The organism is Kitasatospora sp. NPDC015120 (assembly GCF_043080305.1).
Classification (GTDB): Bacteria; Actinomycetota; Actinomycetes; order Streptomycetales; family Streptomycetaceae; genus Kitasatospora.
Window position 1 is genome coordinate 412,834 of the sequence record NZ_JBIBVJ010000002.1, and the last position, 19,459, is coordinate 432,292.

The 19,459-nt window shown below is 72.8% G+C and carries 19 protein-coding genes and 1 tRNA gene; 16 read left to right on the forward strand and 4 right to left on the reverse strand.

Translation table 11 applies throughout. The annotated features are described in order from the left end of the window. Nucleotides 1-40: 40 nt before the first annotated feature. Nucleotides 41-559: a YbhB/YbcL family Raf kinase inhibitor-like protein gene (locus tag ACF1AK_RS06625; protein ID WP_391497653.1), complete on the reverse strand. Its 519-nt coding sequence runs from the start codon at nucleotides 557-559 to the stop codon at nucleotides 41-43. A 116-nt stretch (nucleotides 560-675) separates the two neighbouring features. Here ACF1AK_RS06625 and ACF1AK_RS06630 point away from each other — a divergent pair, with 116 nt between their 5' ends. Together ACF1AK_RS06630 and ACF1AK_RS06635 are read left to right on the forward strand one after the other, a co-directional pair. Beyond that, nucleotides 676-1,359 carry a rhomboid family intramembrane serine protease gene (locus ACF1AK_RS06630; RefSeq protein ID WP_391497654.1) on the forward strand — a complete coding sequence of 228 codons (684 nt, stop codon included), beginning with the start codon at nucleotides 676-678 and terminating at the stop codon, nucleotides 1,357-1,359. Nucleotides 1,360-1,520: 161 nt separating this feature from the next. Beyond that, a complete protein-coding gene (locus ACF1AK_RS06635; protein WP_391497655.1) occupies nucleotides 1,521-2,519 on the forward strand; it encodes a hypothetical protein in 999 nt (332 codons plus the stop codon). A 27-nt stretch (nucleotides 2,520-2,546) separates the two neighbouring features. Here ACF1AK_RS06635 and ACF1AK_RS06640 read toward each other — a convergent pair whose 3' ends face one another. Further along, nucleotides 2,547-4,139 (reverse strand): helicase HerA-like domain-containing protein, encoded by a 1,593-nt coding sequence (locus tag ACF1AK_RS06640; RefSeq protein ID WP_391497656.1) that lies wholly within the window; start codon nucleotides 4,137-4,139, stop codon nucleotides 2,547-2,549. Between the two features lie 140 nt (nucleotides 4,140-4,279). On the opposite strand from ACF1AK_RS06640, the gene ACF1AK_RS06645 reads away from it, so the two are divergent. Next, on the forward strand, nucleotides 4,280-4,576 hold the full coding sequence (locus tag ACF1AK_RS06645) for a type II toxin-antitoxin system VapB family antitoxin (protein ID WP_030061387.1): 297 nt from the start codon (nucleotides 4,280-4,282) through the stop codon (nucleotides 4,574-4,576). Between the two features lie 276 nt (nucleotides 4,577-4,852). Then, nucleotides 4,853-5,524 carry a LytR C-terminal domain-containing protein gene (locus ACF1AK_RS06650; protein WP_391498035.1) on the forward strand — a complete coding sequence of 224 codons (672 nt, stop codon included), beginning with the start codon at nucleotides 4,853-4,855 and terminating at the stop codon, nucleotides 5,522-5,524. A 118-nt stretch (nucleotides 5,525-5,642) separates the two neighbouring features. On the opposite strand, the gene upp is transcribed toward ACF1AK_RS06650, so the two are convergent. Continuing rightward, nucleotides 5,643-6,278: a uracil phosphoribosyltransferase gene (gene upp, locus ACF1AK_RS06655; protein ID WP_350541577.1), complete on the reverse strand. Its 636-nt coding sequence runs from the start codon at nucleotides 6,276-6,278 to the stop codon at nucleotides 5,643-5,645. Between the two features lie 174 nt (nucleotides 6,279-6,452). Between upp and ACF1AK_RS06660 the strand changes: the two genes are divergently transcribed. From ACF1AK_RS06660 to ACF1AK_RS06695, 8 genes are all read left to right on the forward strand, one after another. Further along, a complete protein-coding gene (locus tag ACF1AK_RS06660) occupies nucleotides 6,453-6,689 on the forward strand; it encodes a hypothetical protein (protein WP_391497657.1) in 237 nt (78 codons plus the stop codon). A gap of 241 nt (nucleotides 6,690-6,930) precedes the next feature. Next, entirely contained in the window at nucleotides 6,931-7,479 is a 549-nt protein-coding gene (locus ACF1AK_RS06665) for a tRNA adenosine deaminase-associated protein (RefSeq protein ID WP_391497658.1), read from the forward strand. A 57-nt stretch (nucleotides 7,480-7,536) separates the two neighbouring features. Next, nucleotides 7,537-8,046 (forward strand): tRNA adenosine(34) deaminase TadA, encoded by a 510-nt coding sequence (tadA, locus tag ACF1AK_RS06670; RefSeq protein ID WP_391497659.1) that lies wholly within the window; start codon nucleotides 7,537-7,539, stop codon nucleotides 8,044-8,046. A 68-nt stretch (nucleotides 8,047-8,114) separates the two neighbouring features. Next, a tRNA-Ser gene (locus tag ACF1AK_RS06675) sits at nucleotides 8,115-8,204 on the forward strand. A 484-nt stretch (nucleotides 8,205-8,688) separates the two neighbouring features. After that, nucleotides 8,689-8,829 carry a hypothetical protein gene (locus ACF1AK_RS06680; protein WP_320437731.1) on the forward strand — a complete coding sequence of 47 codons (141 nt, stop codon included), beginning with the start codon at nucleotides 8,689-8,691 and terminating at the stop codon, nucleotides 8,827-8,829. A 60-nt stretch (nucleotides 8,830-8,889) separates the two neighbouring features. Next, nucleotides 8,890-9,183 carry a Dabb family protein gene (locus ACF1AK_RS06685; RefSeq protein ID WP_391497660.1) on the forward strand — a complete coding sequence of 98 codons (294 nt, stop codon included), beginning with the start codon at nucleotides 8,890-8,892 and terminating at the stop codon, nucleotides 9,181-9,183. Nucleotides 9,184-9,449: 266 nt separating this feature from the next. After that, a complete protein-coding gene (locus ACF1AK_RS06690) occupies nucleotides 9,450-10,319 on the forward strand; it encodes an RNA polymerase sigma factor SigF (protein ID WP_391497661.1) in 870 nt (289 codons plus the stop codon). Between the two features lie 176 nt (nucleotides 10,320-10,495). Beyond that, nucleotides 10,496-11,350 (forward strand): RNA polymerase sigma factor SigF, encoded by an 855-nt coding sequence (locus tag ACF1AK_RS06695; protein WP_391497662.1) that lies wholly within the window; start codon nucleotides 10,496-10,498, stop codon nucleotides 11,348-11,350. 53 nt (nucleotides 11,351-11,403) lie between these two features. On the opposite strand, the gene ACF1AK_RS06700 is transcribed toward ACF1AK_RS06695, so the two are convergent. Continuing rightward, on the reverse strand, nucleotides 11,404-12,240 hold the full coding sequence (locus ACF1AK_RS06700) for a tyrosine-protein phosphatase (RefSeq protein ID WP_391497663.1): 837 nt from the start codon (nucleotides 12,238-12,240) through the stop codon (nucleotides 11,404-11,406). Between the two features lie 411 nt (nucleotides 12,241-12,651). Between ACF1AK_RS06700 and ACF1AK_RS06705 the strand changes: the two genes are divergently transcribed. The 4 genes from ACF1AK_RS06705 (at nucleotide 12,652) to ACF1AK_RS06720 (ending at nucleotide 19,420) form a co-directional block, all read left to right on the forward strand. Next, a complete protein-coding gene (locus ACF1AK_RS06705) occupies nucleotides 12,652-15,036 on the forward strand; it encodes a hypothetical protein (protein ID WP_391497664.1) in 2,385 nt (794 codons plus the stop codon). A 101-nt stretch (nucleotides 15,037-15,137) separates the two neighbouring features. Continuing rightward, nucleotides 15,138-16,646: a GT4 family glycosyltransferase PelF gene (gene pelF, locus ACF1AK_RS06710; protein ID WP_391497665.1), complete on the forward strand. Its 1,509-nt coding sequence runs from the start codon at nucleotides 15,138-15,140 to the stop codon at nucleotides 16,644-16,646. A 94-nt stretch (nucleotides 16,647-16,740) separates the two neighbouring features. Continuing rightward, a complete protein-coding gene (locus ACF1AK_RS06715; RefSeq protein WP_391497666.1) occupies nucleotides 16,741-18,255 on the forward strand; it encodes a hypothetical protein in 1,515 nt (504 codons plus the stop codon). A gap of 172 nt (nucleotides 18,256-18,427) precedes the next feature. Continuing rightward, nucleotides 18,428-19,420 (forward strand): SDR family NAD(P)-dependent oxidoreductase, encoded by a 993-nt coding sequence (locus ACF1AK_RS06720; RefSeq protein WP_391497667.1) that lies wholly within the window; start codon nucleotides 18,428-18,430, stop codon nucleotides 19,418-19,420. Nucleotides 19,421-19,459: the final 39 nt, after the last annotated feature.

Genomic DNA, 19,459 nt, shown 5'->3' on the forward strand with positions numbered 1-19,459 from the left:
TGGGCGGTCCCGGCGGCGGCCGGAGCGATCGGCCCGCGCGTCAGACGCCGTACTCGGCGGTGATCAGGGCCCGGGCCAGGGTGTGGAAGGTGAGGTTGAAGCCGACCTGGGCCGGCGGGGTCTCGGCGGTGACGTCCAGGGCGTCCACGTCGAGGGCGTGGACGGCGAAGACGTAACGGTGGGCCGGGCCGGGCGGCGGGGCGGCGCCGTCGTACTTGTTGGTCGGGAAGTCGTTGCGGCCGTGGAAGGAGCGCTCGCCCGGCAGGTCGGCGTCGGAGGCACCGGCGCCGCGCGGCAGGCCGGTGGTGTCGGCGGGCAGGTTGAGGGCGAGCCAGTGCCACCACCCGGAGCCGGTCGGGGCGTCCGGGTCGTAGCAGGTGACGGCGACCGAGCGGGTGCCCTCGGGCAGCCCCGACCAGGCCAGCTGCGGCGAGACGTTGCCCCCGCCGTGGCGGAACTCCTCGGCCAGCGTCCCGCCGTCGGTGATGTCCTCGCTGGTCAGCGGGAAGGACGGCACCTGCGGCAGGAACTCGTACGGCAGCGGCGGACGCACACTCATGGAGGGTCACCTCTCGGCACGGGGGGAACGGGCTGCCCGGGCCCGGGTGCGGGCCGTCGGACAGGATTCACCTTAGTGGGGTGACCAACCGGCTTGCCCGGCCCTACAGTCGGGTTATGTCCCCGCGATTCGCCCGTCTGCTCCGAGACTCCCGCGCCGCGCTGATCACGATGCTCGGCGCACTGGCCGTCATCTGGGCCGTCCAGGTGGCGAACTGGCTCGACGACTACCGGCTCTCCTACGAGTACGGGATGAACTCCGGGCGGCTGGACGAGCTGCCGGACATGCTCACCATGCCGCTGCTGCACTTCGGTTGGGACCACATCGAGGCCAACTCCTGGCCGCTGTTCGCCTTCGGCTTCCTGGCCGCGTACCGGGGAATGAAGCGGTTCCTGCTGGCGACGGTCCTGATCGTGGTCTCCAGCGGGCTGACGGTCTGGCTCTTCGAACGGCCCGACGTCGTCACGGCGGGGGCCAGCGGGATCGTCTACGGCTACTTCGGCTACGTGGTGCTGCGCGGGATCTTCGACCGCAACCTGGTGGACACGGTGATCGGCGTGGTCGTCGCCGCGCTGTACTCCTACCTGCTGCTGGGCGTGCTGCCGAGCGCGCAGGGCGTCAGCTGGCTGGGCCACCTGGGCGGGCTGATCGGCGGCCTGGCCGGCGCCTGGCTGCTGCGCGACCGGGGCAGTCGACGCGACGGGGGCGGCCGGACCGCGCGGAACGCCCCGGAGAGCGCCGCGAACCCGGCCGGCCCGGGCACCGCGCTGCTCAAGGAACTCGACGACCTGGGCATCTGACCACCACCCCCGCCCGACCGGGCCGGACCGGCCCCGACCGGACCCGCTCGCCGAATGGCCGGATTCGATCGATCAGCTGCGCGAAATGGTCCTGACCATGCCAATGTCCGGACCCTAAGCTCCCCCTCAGTCGTGATCATCCGACGAGGGGGAGCACTCCAATGTCCACACCACGGATCACCCGCCGCGGCCTGCTCGCCGGAGCCGCCGGCACCGCCGGTGCCGCCGCCCTGGCCACCGTCGCCGGCGCCGGCGAGGCGTCCGCCGCCACCGTCCCGGCGCCCAGCCCGTACGCCCTCAAGCTGCCGCACCAGATCGAGGCCGAGGCCCTGGTCGACAACCTGCGCCTGCGCCCCTGGAGCCACCTCGCCAACCGCTACAAGCGGGCCGGCGTGTTCGACGACGTCCCGACCAGCGTCCGCTGGGGCACCGCCGGCCACCCGGAGGAGTTCTCCAACCTCTCCCAGTGCTCCTCGTTCCTGACCCTGGCGCTCCAGCGCGCCTACGGGACCGCGCCCACCGTGCCGGCCGGCACCCCGATGCCCTGGGGCGACTACAGCTACGGCTGGGCGACCCGGGAGTACTTCCAGCAGTACTTCATCAAGGACCCGGCCAACCCCAACCCCTACCCGACCGCGGAGAAGTACCAGCAGGCCTTCCTGGACACGGCCTCGCTCCCGCACTTCACCCGCGTCACCAAGCCGGTGAACCTGCGCCCCGGTGACCTGGTGGCCCTCGACTACTACCCGGGCGAGGACAACACCAAGCCGTACACCGGACACATCGTCATGATCCGCGAGCGCAAGGGCACCTGGTCCGAGCCCGCGGTGGACGCCAAGATCGGCCGTCCGGTCGTCCCGTACGTCTTCGAGGTCATCGACTGCACCAGCGACCCGCACGGCAACCCGGCGCTCGGCGGCACCGCCACCGACCTCTACCGGGCGTTCCCGGACACCCGGATCGAGGAGGTCCCGGGCACCGCCGGCTCCTCCACCTGGAAGGAGCACGACGGCGTCGGCTACGGCCACATGGTGTTCTACGCGGACGCCGACACCAAGCTGTTCGCGGGCTACCGCTGGAGCCTGAACACCACGGTGCCGCGCACCGTCGCCGAGCGCCCGATCTCGGCCGGCCGGGTCTGGCTCAGCGACAGCCTCTGACTCCGGGTCCCGGCCGCCGGCCGCCCCTCACCTGCGCCGCCGGGACGTCCCGAACAGGCTCCGGGAGATCTCCCTCCCGAGCTGCGTCCCGGCGGAGCGGGCGAAGGACTTCAGCGCCGGGTTGGCCAGCAGCGACCCGAGCAGCCCGGCGCCCTCCTTCTCCCGCCGCCCCTCGGGCTCCCGCCGTTCCTCCGACTCGCGCCGCGCCTGCGGCTCCCGATCCTCCGCGGGCACCGGCACCGGCACCGGCTCCGCCTCCGGCCGGGCCGCCCGCGCCGCCAGCTTCTCGTACGCCGACTCCCGGTCGACCGCGTCCCGGTACTTCCCCGTCAGCGCCGAGCCATCCACCGCCGCCCGCAGCACCGCCGGGTCGAGCGGCCCCATCAGCGACTGCGGCGCCCGGAGTCTGGTCGCCGCGACCGGCGTCGGCGCGCCCTTCTCGGAGAGCACCGTGACCACCGCCTCGCCCGTCCCCAGCGAGGTCAGCACCTCCCCCAGGTCGTACACGGGCGACTTCGGGAAGGTCGAGACGGTCGCCTTGAGCGCCTTGGCGTCGTCCGGGGTGAACGCCCGCAGCGCGTGCTGCACCCGGTTGCCCAGCTGCGCCAGCACGTCCCCCGGCACGTCCTTCGGCGTCTGGGTGACGAAGAAGATCCCCACGCCCTTGGAGCGGATCAGCCGCACGGTCTGGGTGATCGCCTCCAGGAAGGCCTTGGAGGCGCCCTTGAACAGCAGATGGGCCTCGTCGAAGAAGAAGACCAGCTTCGGCCGGTCGAGGTCCCCCACCTCGGGCAGCTCCTGGTAGAGGTCGGCGAGCAGCCACATCAGGAAGGTCGAGAAGAGCCGCGGCCGGTCCTGCACGGCGGGCAGCTCCAGCACCGAGACCACGCCCCGGCCGTCCTCCGCCCGCCGCAGCAGCTCGGCGGTGTCGAACTCCGGTTCGCCGAAGAACGCCCCGGCGCCCTCGTTCTCCAGCAGGGTGAGCGAGCGCAGGATCACCCCGGCGGTGGCGGCGGAGAGCCCGCCGATGCCCTTCAGCTCCGCCTTCCCCTCGGGGGAGGTGAGGAAGGTGATGACCGCCGTGAGGTCCTTGAGGTCGTACAGCTCCAGGCCCTGCCGGTCGGCGTAGTGGAAGACCAGGCCGAGCGAGGACTCCTGGGTCTCGTTCAGGTCCAGCACCTTGGCGAGCAGCAGCGGCCCGAAGCTGGTCACCGTCGCCCGCAGCGGGATGCCGCTGCCCTGGCCGCCGAGCGCGTAGAACTCGGCGGGGCAGCCCCGGGCCTGCCAGTCCTGGCCGACCTCGGCGGCCCGGGCCGCGGTCCGCCCGCCCGGCTCGCCGGGGGCGGCCACCCCGGAGACGTCGCCCTTGATGTCGGCGAGGAACACCGGCACGCCCTGGGCGGAGAGCTGTTCGGCGATCAGCTGGAGGGTCTTGGTCTTGCCGGTGCCGGTGGCCCCGGCCACCAGCCCGTGCCGGTTGAGCACCCCGAGCGGCACCCGCACCGGGGCGCCGGCGTACGCGGTGCCGTCCAGCAGCACCGCGCCGAGATCCAGCGCCGGGCCGGTGAAGGCGTACCCGTCGGCGATCTCCCGGACGGCGGACGGAACAGCTGCGGACATCGGACGACCCTCCAACCGCGCGGGACCTACACGACATTTCCCATGAAACAGCCGCAATCCCCCGCCCGCAGCCCGTACCCGTGCGCGTGGCGGCGCCGCGGCTGCTGCGCCACCCGCCGCCCAAACGGTAGGCTTTCCGTGTGATCTTCAAGCGCATCGGCAATGGGCGGCCGTACCCGGATCACGGCCGTACCAGCACCCGCCAGTGGGCGGACGTCGCCCCGCGCCCGGTGCGACTCGACCAGCTGGTGACCACCAAGGGACAACTGGATCTGGAAACCCTCCTGGCGGAGGACTCCACCTTCTACGGGGACCTCTTCGCGCACGTCGTGAAGTGGCACGGTGACCTGTACCTGGAGGACGGACTGCACCGGGCGGTCCGCGCCGCGCTCCAGCAGCGCCAGGTGCTGCACGCCCGTGTCCTCGAAATGGAATGAACCCGGGGGCCGCCCGGCCGGCCCCGCACGCGTTCGGACCGCTCCCCGGCTGCTTCCGGGGAGCGGTCCGTTCGTACCCGGGTGCGGTCGCGGTGCCGCCATTCGGGTACCGGCGTACTCCCGATGATGATCGTTTAGTACCTTCACCGCTGTACGGCACTAATCTGCTGACTACGGCCGCGACCGCGTTCGCGTGACACCGCTTCGCGCGGCACCGCGCCCGGCCCACCGTCACCCGATCCCCGCCCCGGCACGAGGGGGAGACAAACCGTGAGCATGTTGACTCCCCAAGGCCTGAAGGGGAAGCAGTACCGGATCACCGGCAACTCCTATCCACGGCTGGGCCGCCCGCCGAAGAAGAGCCGCAGGGTGTTCGCGCTGGTCGGCGTGGTGCTCGCGCTGGCCCTGATCGGGCTCGGCGGCGTCCAGCTCTGGGACATCTTCAGCGGCAAGGGCAAGAACGCCGCCGCCGAGGCCTGTGCCACCCCGTCGGGCAAGCCGCTGGCCGCCCCGGCCCCGGAGGCGACGCCGACCGCTCCGGGCTCCGCCACCGCGCCGATCGACCCGAAGGCCGTCCCGCAGCCGGCGGCGGTCACCGTGAACGTCTACAACGCCACCGCCAAGGCCGGCCTCGCCGCCCGGACCGCCGAGGAGCTGAAGAAGCGCGGCTTCACCATCGGCAAGGTCGGCAACGCCCCGGCCGAACTGGACAAGAAGGTGCCCGGCACCGCCCAGGTGATCGCCGGCCCGGCCGGCGCCGGGGCGTCCACCCTGGTCGGCTCGGTGATCGCGGGCGCGACCAGCACCGCCGACGCCCGCACCGACACCACCGTGGACTTCGTCATCGGCGACAGCTACAACGCGCTGCTCGACGAGGCCCAGGCCGCCGCCGCGCTGGCCCTGGCCACCAAGCCGGTCCCGGCCCCGAGCACCACCGGCAGCTGCTGACCCTCCCCCGCACCCGCACGACGAAGCCCCCCGGCAGCGCGCCGGGGGGCTTCTCGTCGTCCGGACGGACGGGGCCCGCGAGGACCGGGCCGGCGAGGACCGGGCCCGCGAGGGCCGCTCAGCCCGCCGTGCCGTACAGCCGGTCGCCCGCGTCGCCGAGGCCCGGGACGATGTAGCCGTTCTCGTTCAGCCGCTCGTCGACGGCCGCGGTGACCACGGTCACCGGCAGGCCGGCCAGCTCGCGCTCCATCACCGCGACGCCCTCGGGCGCGGCCAGCAGCACCACGGCGGTGACGTCGGTGGCGCCGCGCTCGATCAGCATCCGGATCGCCGCGACCAGCGTGCCGCCAGTGGCCAGCATCGGGTCGAGCACGTAGACCTGGCGGCCGGAGAGGTCGTCGGGCATCCGGGTGGCGTAGGTGGAGGCCTCCAGGGTCTCCTCGTTGCGCACCATGCCCAGGAAGCCGACCTCGGCGGTCGGCAGCAGCCGGGTCATGCCGTCCAGCATGCCGAGGCCGGCCCGCAGGATCGGCACCACCAGCGGACGCGGGTAGGACAGCCGGGTGCCGGTGGTCACGGCCACCGGGGTGGTGATCTCCACCTCGTCGGTGCGGACGTCCCGGGTGGCCTCGTACGCGAGGAGGGTCACCAGCTCGTCGGTCAGGCGACGGAAGGTCGGCGAGTCGGTGCGCTCGTCGCGCAGGGTGGAGAGCTTGTGGGCGACCAGGGGGTGGTCGACGACGTGGATCCGCATGCATCGAGGTTAGCCCGGGTCCGGACGCCCGTACGACACGCCGTGCCAGGCCGGGCCGCGGTCCGACCCGGGCGGCTGCCGGTTCCGTCGTGACGCGCCGTGACGTGGTGAGAATGTCCGGACGGATCGTCCTCCTGTGGTATCAACCCGGCCGATCTGGGAAAGTCAGGTCCTATGACGAGCAACCCGAACTCCGGGGACGGCTCGGCGGACGGGGCCCCGGCCCCGTCGGGCGGGCGCTCCGGTCCGCCCCCGGACCGCCCGGAGACCGAGGCGGAGCGCCGCAGGCGCCGCGCCGTCTTCCTGCGCGAGCTCACCGAGGCCCGCGAACTCCGCGAGCGGGTGCAGCCCCGCCGGACCAAGGAGCGCCGGCTGCGCGAAGCGATGCGGATGCGAACCTTCCGCATCTGACCGGCCCTCCACGGCTTCTCCACAGACCCTCTGCCGCGCGGCCCCCGTGACACCGTCCGGCGGCCAACCCTTCCGACACGACCTGCAAAGACGCGCTGCAGAACACCCCCCGCAGAGCCGTGCTTTCTGTCACGATTCCGATGGGACGGTCCGACCAGCGGACCGCTCTGGCGCGGGGGCGGCCAGTTCCGCGCCGCCCGCGAGCGCCGACAGCCGAGACCGAGACTTGGGAGTGTCCCTGGTGGCGTACTTCGCTGCAGTGCTTGCTCGCACCGAGGACGGGTGGGATGTGAGCGAGACGGAGCTCGACGACGTCGAAACCCTCGCCGACCTGGCCGACCTGGCCCGCGAGGCGGCCCAGGACGACGACAGCGTCCTGGTCTTCATCGAACAGGAGGACGCCTGGTTCGCCATCGTCCGGGTGGACGGCGAGGAGGATCCGCGGATCTTCGTGTCGGACGGCGCCGCCGCCGCCCGCAGCTCCTACGGCTCCGTCCTCACCGACGAGCTGGTCGACCAGGCCGGCGAGAGCGAGTTCGGCGACCTCGACAACCTGGTCGCCGAGCTGGAGGACGGCGCGGAGGCCGAGGAGCAGGAGGTGGACGAGGACGGCGAGGGCCAGGGCGGCGTCCCGGTCGGCCCGCTCGGCGACGCCCACCTGCTGACCGAGTTCGGCCTCGCCGCCGACGAGCTGATCGCCCTCAGCGGCGAGGGCGCGGTGCCCGGCGACGCCCTGGAGGAGATCGCCGAGGCGCTCGGCTGCGGCGAGGTCCTGGAGGCCGTCCGGTAACGCCCCGTGTCCGTCGTCCGGACGGCCGCACCCCCGTCATGCCCGACACTGGATGCCATGCAGTCCGTCCGCCCGATCCCGCCGCTGCCCGCCCCCGTCCGCCCCGACCCGGTCCGCGACCGCTGGGCGGCGCCGATGCGCCTCGCCGTCGCCGAGGCCGCCCTGGCGCCGGCCACCGGTGACGTCCCGGTCGGGGCGCTCGTCCTCGGCCCGGACGGCGAGATCCTCGGCCGCGGCCACAACGAACGCGAGGCCGTCGGCGACCCGACCGCGCACGCCGAGGTGGTCGCCATCCGCGCGGCGGCGGAGAAGCTGGGCGAGTGGCGGCTGAGCGGGTGCACGCTGGTCGTCACGCTGGAGCCCTGCACCATGTGCGCGGGCGCGATCGTGCTCTCCCGGATCGACCGGGTGGTCTACGGCGCCCTCGACGAGAAGGCCGGCGCGGCCGGCTCGCTCTTCGACGTGATGCGCGACCGTCGGCTCAACCACCGGCCCGAGGTGATCTGGGGCGTCCTCGCCGACGAGTGCGGGGAGCAGCTCCGCGCCTTCTTCGACACCCACCGCTGAACCACCGCCGGGACCCCGGCCGGATACGGATTTCGTTCCCGCGCCACCCGTCCGGTAGAGTTCCCCTCGGTAGCGTGTCCGAGCGGCCAAAGGAGCACGCCTCGAAAGCGTGTGTGGGGGCAACTCCACCGTGGGTTCGAATCCCACCGCTACCGCCAGCAAGCCCGAAGGGCCCGTCCGGTGAACCGGACGGGCCCTTCGGCGTTCCCGCGTACCCTCGGACGCGGAAAGGGCTCCGTACCCGTCGGCCGATGACCACCAACGCCTGTCGAGTACGGAGCCTGGAAGAGGGGGAGCGGTTCGGGGGGACTGACCGCTCCCCCGGCGGAGTCCCACAACCGGGGCCGCGTCGGGGGGAAGCCGCGGCGCCCGGTCCCACAGCGGGGAGCTCCGGATCCACGTACCGGGGATTCCTGCCAGATCCTCGGTACATCAACCATCCTGCCGCGCTCCGCCGGACCGGGCACCCGGAGAAAGGCCCCACTCGCGGGGACCTTCGTCCCGGCAGGTGAACGCGTCGCACACCTGATAGGCCGTCCGGGTGGATAAGCTGCCCGTTGCACCGGGCCGCTCGGGGACCGGGCGACGACGGCCCACGGCAGGGAGGAAGGTCACCGGATGGCGCAGGCGAAGAAGATCGGAATGGTCCTGCTGCTCATCTTCGTGCTCTACACGATCATCACCTCGCCCGCCCGCGCGGCCGAGCTGGTCCAGTTGGGGTTCGAAGGCATCTCGAACGCCGCCAAGGCGGTCGGCACCTTCATGACCGGCCTGGTGAAGTAGCCCGGACCCCACCGGCTACGGTGGGCCCGACACCCGACCCCGTCCGCGAGGAGCGGCACCGTGATCCGCCACCTGGTCCTGTTCAAGCTCAACGAAGGCGTCAGCAAGGACGACGAGCGCGCGCTCGCCGGCGCCAAGGCCTTCGCCGAGCTCGGCCCGGTCGTCCCCGAGCTGCGCGAGTGGGAGTGCGGCTGGAACACCACCGACCGCGACATCGCCCACGACTTCGCCATCAACAGCCTGGTCGAGGACCGCGAGGCCCTCCAGGCGTACCTCACCCACCCGGCCCACCAGGCCGCGGCCGCGCAGTGGCGCGAGTTCGCCACCTGGGTGATCGCCGACATCGAGGTCTGAGCCCGGCGGGCCGCCCCCGACGCACCCGGCCGGTCCGGGCGCGTCCCCCGGACGGCCCGCCCGCGCACCACCCCCGCACCGCCCCCGCACCGCTGCCGCGACCGGCGGGGGCCGGACGGCGCACCAACACACCTCCACGTGGTACTTGCCCGACGCGTGCCCGCCTTGTGATGCTATGACCGGTTTTGCCGGACATGGCGAGGTGCTGAACCAGACGCGACACCCGGTCCGCAGGTCCCACCGTTGTCGACTTTGGGAGGGGTGACGTGTCCGTGCGGACACCAGGGAGCGCACCGGACGACGAGGTGCTGGCCGCCGTGATCAGCCCGGCCGGCGAGCTCCGCCCGGACGGCCTGCGCGGTCCCGGCGGCCGCCCCGCCGTCGACGTCCGCACCCTCACCCGGGTGCTCTTCGAGCGGCTCGCCGAGCTGCCCCCGGACGCCCCCGAGCGCGAGCGGGTCCGGGCCGCGCTGATCGAGATCAACATCCCCCTCGTCCGCTACGCCGCCACCCGCTTCCGCAGCCGCAGCGAGCCGATGGAGGACGTCGTCCAGGTCGGCACCATCGGCCTGATCAACGCCATCGACCGGTTCGACCCCGAGCGGGGGGTGCAGTTCCCCACCTACGCGCTGCCGACCATCCTCGGCGAGATCAAGCGCTACTTCCGCGACAACGTCCGCACCATGCACGTCCCGCGCCGGCTCCAGGAGCTCTGGGTGCAGGTCAGCGGTGCCATGGAGGAGCTGACCGTGGCGCACGGCCGGGCCCCCAAGGTGCCGGAGATCGCCGCCAGCCTGCGCATCCCCGAGGAGGACGTCCGGGCCTGCCTGGACGCCGGGCGGGCGTACAACGCCGCCTCGCTGGAGGCCGCCCAGGAGCACGAGGGCGGGCTGGCGCTGCTCGACCGGCTCGGCTACGAGGACTCCGCGCTGGCCGAGGTCGAGCACCGGGACATGGTCCGCCACCTGCTGGTGCAACTGCCCGAGCGGGAGCGCCGGATCGTCATGCTGCGGTTCTTCGCCAACCTGACGCAGTCGCAGATCAGCACCGAGCTGGGGATGTCCCAGATGCACGTCTCGCGGCTGCTGTCGCGGATCCTCACCCGGCTGCGGACCGGGAACTCCTGGGAGGACTGACCACGCTGCGCCGTGACGGCACGATAGCGGCACGTCACCGCCGCGTGACATCTTGCGACGCTCGGGTTTGCCGGGGACCGTGAGCCGGTATGCAGGGTTCGAGGGGGGCCGGCACGGGCGCGGGAACGTTCCGGGGACGGCGCCCGTTGGACCGTCAGTCACGAGGGGGTGGGCGCATGTCCTCAGAGGTGGGCACTGCGGAGATCCACGCTGCACCGGCCGGCGCCGCGGAGATCCCGCTCCAGCGCGTCGCGGCCGCGCCGGACGCGGGGCTCGACACCCGCACGCTCTCCCGCTCCCTCTTCGGACGGCTGGGCGCCCTCGCACCGGGCAGCGCCGAGCACACCTATGTGCGCGACACCCTGATCGAGCTCAACCTGCCGCTGGTGCGCTACGCCTCGGCGCGCTTCCGCAGCCGCAACGAGCCGATGGAGGACATCGTCCAGGTCGGCACGATCGGCCTGATCAAGGCGATCGACCGGTTCGACCCGGAGCGCGGGGTCGAGTTCCCGACCTTCGCGATGCCGACGGTGGTCGGCGAGATCAAGCGCTTCTTCCGGGACACCAGCTGGTCGGTGCGGGTGCCCCGGCGGCTCCAGGAGCTGCGGCTGGCGCTCACCAAGGCGGGCGACGAGCTCTCCCAGCGCCTCGACCGCTCCCCCACCGTGGCCGAGCTGGCCGCCTGCCTCGGCGTCAGCGAGGAGGACGTGGTCGAGGGCCTGGCGGTCGGCAACGCGTACACCGCAAGCTCGCTGGACTCCAGCCCGAGCGAGGAGGACGGCGAGGGCCCGCTGGCCGAGCGGCTCGGCTACGAGGACCTCGCGCTGGAGGGCGTGGAGTACCGGGAGTCGCTGAAGCCGCTGCTGGCCAAGCTGCCGCCGCGCGAGCGGCGGATCATCATGCTGCGCTTCTTCGGCAATCTGACCCAGTCGCAGATCGGCGAGGAGATCGGCATCTCGCAGATGCACGTCTCGCGGCTGCTGACCAAGACCCTCACCCAGCTGCGCGAGGGCCTGACCGCCGAGGCCTGAGCACCGGCGCCGGCACGGGGCAGGGCGGGGCCCGTCGGGGCCCCGCCGCCGCCTCAGGGCGCCAGCAGGTTGGTCCGCAGTCCCGTCAGCACGGCCTCGTCCAGGCCGAGGCCGTCGGCCCAGAACGCGCCGAAGTCCGGCCAGCCGGCCTCGACCTCCTCGAAGGCCGCCTCCAGGTAGCGGCGTTCGGCCCGGAAGACCGGCAGCAGCAGCTCGGGCTCGTGCATCAGACCGCGGGTCCGGAAGCCCTCCAGGACGGCCTCCACGACGACGGCGGAACGCTCGTTGGTGAGCAGGTAGTCCGCGACCACCGTCTCCCGCTCCACACCGAGCGCGGTCAGCAGCACGGCCGCCGTCCAGCCGGTGCGGTCCTTTCCGGCCGAGCAGTGGAACAGCAGCGGCGCGCCGGCCGGATCGGCCAGGAGACGAAGCACGTCGGCGAACCGTTCGCGCGCGATCCGGTCGGTGACGAACCACCGGTAGAGGCCGGTCATCATGGCGTCGGCGCGTCCGCCGCCGAGCAGGGCGCGCTGCTTGTGCGGATCGCGGTCGGCCAGCGCCTCGCGCAGCGTCGCGTAGATGTCGAAGTCCGCCGCGAAGACCGGCAGCTGATGGACGGACATGCCCTCGGCGATCCGGTCCGCACCCGCCTCGCGGACCTCGTCCGGACTGCGCAGGTCGACGATCCGCCGCAGCCCCAGTCCGGCCAGCCGGCCGAGGTCCTCGTCGGTCAGCCGGCTGAGGCCGTCGCTGCGCAGGGCGACGCCGGCCCGGAGCACCAGGCCCTCGGCGGTCCGGTAGCCGCCCAGGTCCCGGGCATTCACGGCGCCGAGCAGGCCCAGACTGCGGGCCGCCGGAATTGCGGCGATTTCGATCTGCTGCTCGGTCACTCGGGGCCTCCATTGGATATTCGGACGGTGACGTTGCACAACCCTGAGCGATATTGCATGAACCTGCCCACCGAAACAGCCGGATGTGCAAGGGTGTCCCGGGCATCGCCGCCAGTGTAGGGTCCGGCCGCCTCCCGGATCACACGATGGGTGAGCAGCGGTAACGCTAGGTTCCCGGTTTTCATTTTTAATTCATTATTTGCGCAGCCGCTGCGGTTTCGGCCACAATCAGCGCCCTCATGGCAACGACCATGAACGTTGGTAACAGATTCGCTGCACTCCTGCCCATTCGGTCCCTCCTGCCCGGGAACTTCCACCAGGATGGGCGCCGGGCAGCCTGGTGCCCGTGAACAGCTACAGGGCAGGTGGACGCCGGCAGCGGAGCGCCCTGCCCAGGGGAGGAAAGTCAACATGGGTCGAGCGACCCGAAGAGTCGCCGCCTGCGCGGCCGCCGTCCTGCTGGCCGGAGGCCTGCAGTCGTCCCTCGCGCACGCCACCACCACGCCCCGGATCGACCTCACGGTCCTGGTGATCAGCGACGGCGGGCCGGCCACGGCCGCGATCGCCGCCGAGCTCAAGAGCCAGGGCACGCCGTACAAGCTGGTCGACCTCAACGACGCCAACCGCCCGGTGATCGACGCGGCCTTCCTCAGCGACACGCTGAACGGGCAGCCGCGCGGCAAGTACCAGGGCATCGTGCTGCCGAACGACAACCCGTTCGCGGCCGGCTCCGCCGAGATGACCGCGATCGCCGCGTACGAGGCCGCGTTCGGCGTCCGCCAGGTGGACGCGTACACCTACGCCCGTCCCGACGTCGGCCTGAACTGGGCGGTCAACCCCGGGTACATGGGTACCCTGGACGGCTTCCAGGGCGAGGTCACGACGGCCGGCCTGAGCGGGCCGTTCGGCTACCTCAAGGGCAGCGTCCCGTTCGAGGACAACGACCCGGCCGTCTCGGAGAGCTACGGCTACCTCGCCACCCCGCTGACCACCCTGCCCGCCGGTTCCGGCTTCACCCCGCTGGTGGAGGTGCCCATCCCGGGCAGCACCGCCAAGGGCTCGCTGGTCGGCGAGTACGAGCACGCCGGCCGCAAGGAACTGGTCGTCACCTTCGTCTACAACCAGTACCAGCAGCAGTACCGCCTGCTGGCCCGCGGCATAGTCGACTGGATCACCCAGGGGGTCCACCTGGGCTACGACCGCAACTACTTCGCGGCCCACGTCGACGACGTCTTCCTCGCCGACGACCGCTGGGACACGGTGCTCAAGTGCACCCCCGGCGACGTCACCTGCCCGCCCGGGACCCCGGAGACCGCCAACCCGATCCGGATGACGGTCGCCGACGCGCAGTACGCCAAGCAGTGGCAGCTCGACCACGGCTTCACCATGGACATGGTGTTCAACGGCGGCGGCAGCGAGGACTGGAAGGCCGACCACGAGACCACCACCGACCCGGTGGTCGACCGGATGATCGCCGACCAGAGCAGCTACCGGTGGATCAACCACACCTACACCCACCCGTACCTGGGCTGCCTCCAGGACGTCTCGGTGGTGCCGTGGAAGTGCACCAAGACCCCCTCGGGCAGCACCGTCTGGGTCGACCAGGCCACCATCACCTCCCAGATCAAGAACAACCTGGACTGGGCCGCCGCCCGGGGCCTGCAGCTGGACCGGACCGAACTGGTCACCGGCGAGCACTCCGGCCTGCTGACCGCGCCCCAGGAGACCAGCGACAACCCGTACCTGGCGCCCTCGCTGGCCGCCAACGGCGTCAAGTGGACCGCCAGCGACGCCTCCCGCGAGCCCGCCCAGCGGGCCGTCGGCAACGCGCTGACCGTGCCGCGGTACCCGATGAACGTCTTCTACAACGCCGCCACGGCGCAGGAGGAGACCGACGAGTACAACTGGATCTACACCAGCGCGGCCAACGGCGGCAGCGGCGCCTGCGAGTCGGCCAACTCCACCTGCCTGCCGGCCCCGCTGGACGTCAACACCGGCTACCAGTCGTACATCGTGCCGCTGGAGGCCCGGATCGACCTCGGCCACGTGCTGAGCAACGACCCGCGGCCGCACTTCATCCACCAGTCGAACCTGTCCGAGGACCGGATCGTCTACCCGGTGCTGGAGAGGATCCTCTCCACCTACCGCTCGCTGCACGCCGACAACGCCCCGGTCGTGAACCTCCCGCAGAAGGAGATCGGCCAGGAGTTCCAGCGGCGGGCGGCCTGGAACGCGGCCCTCGCCTCCGGCCAGGTCACCGCCTACCGCACCGGTGACACCGTCCGGGTGAACGCCCCGGCCGGCGTCCAGGTCCAGGCCACCATGCCGGCCGGCACCGTGCAGCAGCTCGCGATCGGCACCGCCGCCTTCGGCACCGCCTACGCGGGCTCGCTCTCCGGCTGGGTGAAGCCCGGCCAGCTGCAGAGCGGCGTCCAGCTGACGCTGCCCGCGACGGGCACCCCGGCCGCCCCGGCCGGCGCCAGCCCGAGCCTCGCGGCCAAGTCCGTCCCGGCCCCGGCCCCGGCCGACACCAAGGTCGTCCCGCAGGGCACCGCGGACGCCGTCCCGGCCGGCCCGGGCGACACCGACCGCACCGAGGCGCCGACCCTGGTCCCCGGCAGCGGGGCCCCGGTGGCGGGCAAGAACGTCGCTGCTGGTACCACTGCTGGTACGACGAGCGGCACCGGCGGGAAGGCGGCCGGTCACGGCAGCGTCCCGCAGCAGCACGGCAAGGCCTCCGGGGGGAAGGCCGAGCCCGCCAGGAAGACCGCCGGCCCGTCCGCCGGCCACCGCTAGACAGGTGAACCCGGTGGCGGCCGCGGTACCGCGGCCGCCACCGGCACCACCCGGCCTGCCCGGCCGGGAGCTTGAGGCAAGAACAGGAGGGGGGACCAGAGATGCGCGTCACCCTGCTCACCGAGGGGACGTACCCGCACCAGCACGGCGGGGTCAGTGTCTGGTGCGACCAGCTCGTGCAAGGCATGCCCGACGTCGACTTCGACGTCATCGCCGTCACGGGAACCGGCCACGAACCACTGGCCTGGGAGCTGCCGGCCAATGTGCGGTCGGTGACCACCGCCCCGCTCTGGGGCCCGGCCTCGGAGGCGAAGGCACCGCGCGGCAAGGAGATGCGCCGCTTCCTCAACGCCTACGAACGGTTCCTGCACTCCCTCCTGGACCCGGTCTACACCACGCACTTCGGCACCGAGCTCTACGGCTTCGCCGACCTCGCCCGGCGCGGGCTGCTCAGCCCGGCGCTGCGCAGCGAGCGCGCCCTGCGCACCCTCCAGCACGTCTGGACCAGGGACTACCTCTCCACGGCCGTCTCCCGGCCGACCATGCACGACGCGCTGAACGCCACCGACCTGCTGGAGCACGCGCTGCGCCCGCTCGCGGTCGAGCCGCCGCGCGACGGCGTGGCGCACGCCGCGAGCGGCGGGCTGGCCACGCTCCCGGGGCTGATATCCGCCCAGCAGTTCGGCGTACCGTTTCTCCTCACCGAGCACGGCATCTACCTGCGCGAGCGCTACCTCGGCTACCGCACCGGCCCCTACCGCTGGCCGGTCAAGGCGCTGCTGCTCGGCTTCTACCGGATGCTCGCCGAGGAGAGCTACCGACGGGCCGCGCTGGTCACCCCCGGCAACCGGTACAACCGGCGCTGGGAGGAGCGCGGCGGCACCCCCTCCACGCACATCCGCACCGTCTACAACGGCGTCGACCCGGCGGCCTTCCCGCCCGCCGGGCCGGAGCCGGAGACCCCGACGCTCAGCTGGGCCGGCCGGGTCGACCCGATCAAGGACCTGGAGACGCTGATCCGCGCGTTCGCGCTCGTGCGGCGCGAGATACCCGACGCCCGGCTGCGGCTGTTCGGCGGCACCCCCAAGGGCGGCGAGGCCTACCGGGAGAGGTGCGAGGCGCTGGCCGCCGAGCTCGGCACGGCCGACGCGGTGGTCTTCGAGGGCCGGGTCGCGGACATCACCGACGCCTACGCGGCCGGGAACGTGGTGATGCTCTCCTCGATCAGCGAGGGCTTCCCGTTCACCCTGATCGAGGCGATGTCCTGCGGGCGCGCCACCGTCTCGACCGACGTCGGCGGCGTGCGCGAGGCGGTCGGCGACACCGGCCTGGTCGTCCCGCCGCGCGAGCCCGAGCCGATGGCCGCGGCGGCGGTCGAGCTGCTGCGCGACCCGGAGCGCCGGGCCCGGCTGGGCGAGCAGGCCCGGCTGCGGGTGATCGAGCAGTTCACGCTCCGCCAGAACATCGACGGCTTCCGCGGCATCTACACCGAGTTGCTGGGCACCTCCCGCTGGCTGCCCGAGGGCGTGGTCGCCGTGACCGACGGACCGCCGGACCGGGCCTGGGAACAGCCGGCCGCCGAGCAGGAGCGCAGTGAGGTGACGGCATGAGCGAGCGCAGCGAGCGAATCAAGGTGCGCGTTCCGCGAAGCGGCCGCCGAGCGCAGCGAGGTGGGCGCATGAGCGAGCGCAGCGAGGTGGGCGCATGAGCGGCCCCCTGCGCCTCGTTCCGAACGAGGCCGACGAGACCGTCCAGCTGCGGGTCCTGCCGCTGAAGCGGCGGCGCCCGGCCCTGCCCGCGCAGCGGCCCGGGCCGCAGACGGACCAGCTCGACCTCTCCCCCGACCCGCTGGACGAGCTCGCCGAGCGGCTGCGGGACATCTGCGCCGACGCCGTCCACCCCTACGAGATCGCGGCCTTCCTGGAGTCCGACGGCCTCTCCGACGAACAGGCGGGCCTGCTGTACGGCCGGCCCGACGCGTTCACCGTCGCCGAGGAGCTGTTCGAACGGGTCGAGCGCCGCTACCCCGGGCCGAGCGCCGAGTTCGCCAACCCCTGGCGGGCCGACCCCCGGCGGTGCGTCGTGCGCGGCCTGGTCTTCGCCCTGCCCGGCCTCGGCTACCTGCTGGGCGCCAACCTGTTCGCCGCCGACCGGCTGCGCTTCGGCCTGCCCTCGGGCATGCTCGCGCTGTCCGTCGCGACCCTGGTCAGCTGGTCGTGGAACCAGGCCCTGGCCCACCGCGCGTACGCCTGGCTCGGCCGCGGCCGGCGCCGGTCGGCCGCGGCCTGCCTGGCGACCGGGGCGCCGCTCGGCGCGCTGACCGCGGCCACCGCCGGGTACGTGGTCGGCGGACCGCTGGGCGCGCTCTGCTTCGCCGCCGGGCAGTCCGCCTACCTGGCGGCGGCCACCGTGCTGCTGGTGCTGGGCCGGGAGAGGTTCCTGCTGCTGGCGCTGGCGCCGTCCTCGGTCGGCGCGGGCGTGGTGCTCGCCGTCGACGTGCCGCAGGCGGTCCGCACCGCGGTGCTGCTCGCCTCGCTCGGCCTGGCCGTCGGGCTCGCCGCCCGGGAGCTGCTGCGCTGCCGCAGCGCCGAGGCGGAGCCCGTCCCGCTGCGGCTGCCGCTGTACAAGGAGGTCCCGCACCTGCTGTTCGGGCTCGCGGTCGGCACCCTGACCCTGATCGCCGGACTGGGCGTCACCGTCCACCAGGCGGTGCGCACCGGCAGCGCCGAGGGCGCCTCGGCCAGCCCGACCGGGCCGGCCATGATCGCCCTGACGCTGAGCCTCGGCCTCGCCGAGTGGCTGCTCTTCCGCTACCGGGCGATGGCGGTGGCCGCGCTGCGCACCAGCCACACCCCGGGCGAGTTCGCCCGCCGCACCGGCGGCGTGCTGCTCGGCTGCCTGTTCATCTACCTCACCACCGTGGCCGCCCTCGACGCCGCCGCCACCGTGCTCTGGCCCGGCGCCCCCGCGCTGGGCGTCCCGGAGCTCGGCGCGCTGCTGCTGCTCGGCGGCTCGCTCTGGCTGGCGCTGCTGCTGAACGCCTTCGGGCTCAGCTGGAGCACCGCCCTCATCTGTCTGGCAGCCGCGGGCGCCGAGTGCGCCGGACTGCTGACCGGTGCGGACCCGACCCTCCTGCAGCTGGCCGGCTGCGGGGCCGCGGCCGCCGTCCTCACCGCCACCGCCGGGCCCGTGCTCGGCCGCACCACCAAGCACCGCTGACCCCGGCGCCGCCGACCAGCTGCAGCCGAACGGCTGCACCGCTGAACAGCGCGGCACGGAGCCAGTACCGACGGAACCGCACCACCCGTACCGGCCCGGCCGGCACCACAGCGTCGTACCACCCGGCCGGGCCCGTACACCGAGTCCCAGAAGACACAGGAAGCGATTCACCATGAGCAGCGTCGCCGTCACCGGAGCCGAGGGCTTCATCGGCTCCCACCTCGTCGAGACCCTGGTGGCCGACGGCCACCAGGTCCGCGCGATGGTCCAGTACAACTCGTTCTCGTCGTTCGGCTGGCTGGAGACCCTCCCGAAGGAGGTGCTGGACTCCGTCGAGATCGTCCTCGGCGACGTCCGCGACCCCGGCTCGGTCAACGGACTGGTCAAGGGCACCGAGGCGGTCTACCACCTCGCCGCCCTGATCGCGATCCCGTACTCCTACCGGGCCCCGCACTCCTACGTGGACACCAACGTCACCGGCACCCTGAACGTCCTGGAGGCCGTGCGCCACCTGGAGATCCCCCGCCTGGTGCACACCTCGACCAGCGAGACCTACGGCACCGCGCAGACCGTGCCGATCACCGAGGACCACCCGATCAACACCCAGTCCCCGTACGCCGCCTCCAAGGCCGGCGGGGACCGGCTGGCCGACAGCTACCACGCCAGCTTCGGGACCCCGGTCGTCACCCTGCGCCCGTTCAACACCTACGGCCCGCGCCAGTCGATGCGCGCCGTCATCCCCACCGTGATCGCCCAGCTCGCCGCCGGCGAGACCACGATCACCCTCGGCGACCTGCGCCCGACCCGCGACTTCATGTTCGTCAAGGACACCGCGCTGGCCTTCCGCACGGTCGGCACCGCCCCCGCGCAGACCGTGGTCGGCCGGACCTTCAACGCCGGCACCGGCGGCGAGATCTCGGTCGGCGACCTGGTCACCCTGGTCGGCAAGCTGATGGGCGTCGACGTCACCGTCCGGGAGGACGAGCAGCGCATCCGCCCGGCCAACTCCGAGGTCATGCGCCTGGTCGCGGACGCCACCCGGCTGCGCACCGCCACCGGCTGGGCCCCGGCGCACTCGCTGGAGGAGGGCCTGGAGCAGACCATCGCGTTCTTCCGCGACCCGGCCAACCTGGCCCGCTACAAGACCGACATCTACAACGTCTGATCCGACTCCGCCTTCCGTCCGCTCCCGGCACCCGAAGGC

Bases quoted from the DNA above. Each gene is read 5' to 3' on its own strand.
- ACF1AK_RS06720 (WP_391497667.1), top strand. From the start codon at position 18,428: ATGAGCAGCGTCGCCGTCACCGGAGCCGAGGGCTTCATCGGCTCCCAC.
- ACF1AK_RS06640 (WP_391497656.1), bottom strand. From the start codon at position 4,139: ATGTCCGCAGCTGTTCCGTCCGCCGTCCGGGAGATCGCCGACGGGTAC.
- ACF1AK_RS06650 (WP_391498035.1), top strand. From the start codon at position 4,853: ATGTTGACTCCCCAAGGCCTGAAGGGGAAGCAGTACCGGATCACCGGC.
- ACF1AK_RS06680 (WP_320437731.1), top strand. From the start codon at position 8,689: ATGGTCCTGCTGCTCATCTTCGTGCTCTACACGATCATCACCTCGCCC.
- ACF1AK_RS06705 (WP_391497664.1), top strand. From the start codon at position 12,652: ATGGGTCGAGCGACCCGAAGAGTCGCCGCCTGCGCGGCCGCCGTCCTG.
- ACF1AK_RS06635 (WP_391497655.1), top strand. From the start codon at position 1,521: ATGTCCACACCACGGATCACCCGCCGCGGCCTGCTCGCCGGAGCCGCC.
- ACF1AK_RS06660 (WP_391497657.1), top strand. From the start codon at position 6,453: ATGACGAGCAACCCGAACTCCGGGGACGGCTCGGCGGACGGGGCCCCG.
- tadA (WP_391497659.1), top strand. From the start codon at position 7,537: ATGCAGTCCGTCCGCCCGATCCCGCCGCTGCCCGCCCCCGTCCGCCCC.
- ACF1AK_RS06695 (WP_391497662.1), top strand. From the start codon at position 10,496: ATGTCCTCAGAGGTGGGCACTGCGGAGATCCACGCTGCACCGGCCGGC.
- ACF1AK_RS06625 (WP_391497653.1), bottom strand. From the start codon at position 559: ATGAGTGTGCGTCCGCCGCTGCCGTACGAGTTCCTGCCGCAGGTGCCG.
- ACF1AK_RS06715 (WP_391497666.1), top strand. From the start codon at position 16,741: ATGAGCGGCCCCCTGCGCCTCGTTCCGAACGAGGCCGACGAGACCGTC.
- upp (WP_350541577.1), bottom strand. From the start codon at position 6,278: ATGCGGATCCACGTCGTCGACCACCCCCTGGTCGCCCACAAGCTCTCC.
- ACF1AK_RS06630 (WP_391497654.1), top strand. From the start codon at position 676: ATGTCCCCGCGATTCGCCCGTCTGCTCCGAGACTCCCGCGCCGCGCTG.
- pelF (WP_391497665.1), top strand. From the start codon at position 15,138: ATGCGCGTCACCCTGCTCACCGAGGGGACGTACCCGCACCAGCACGGC.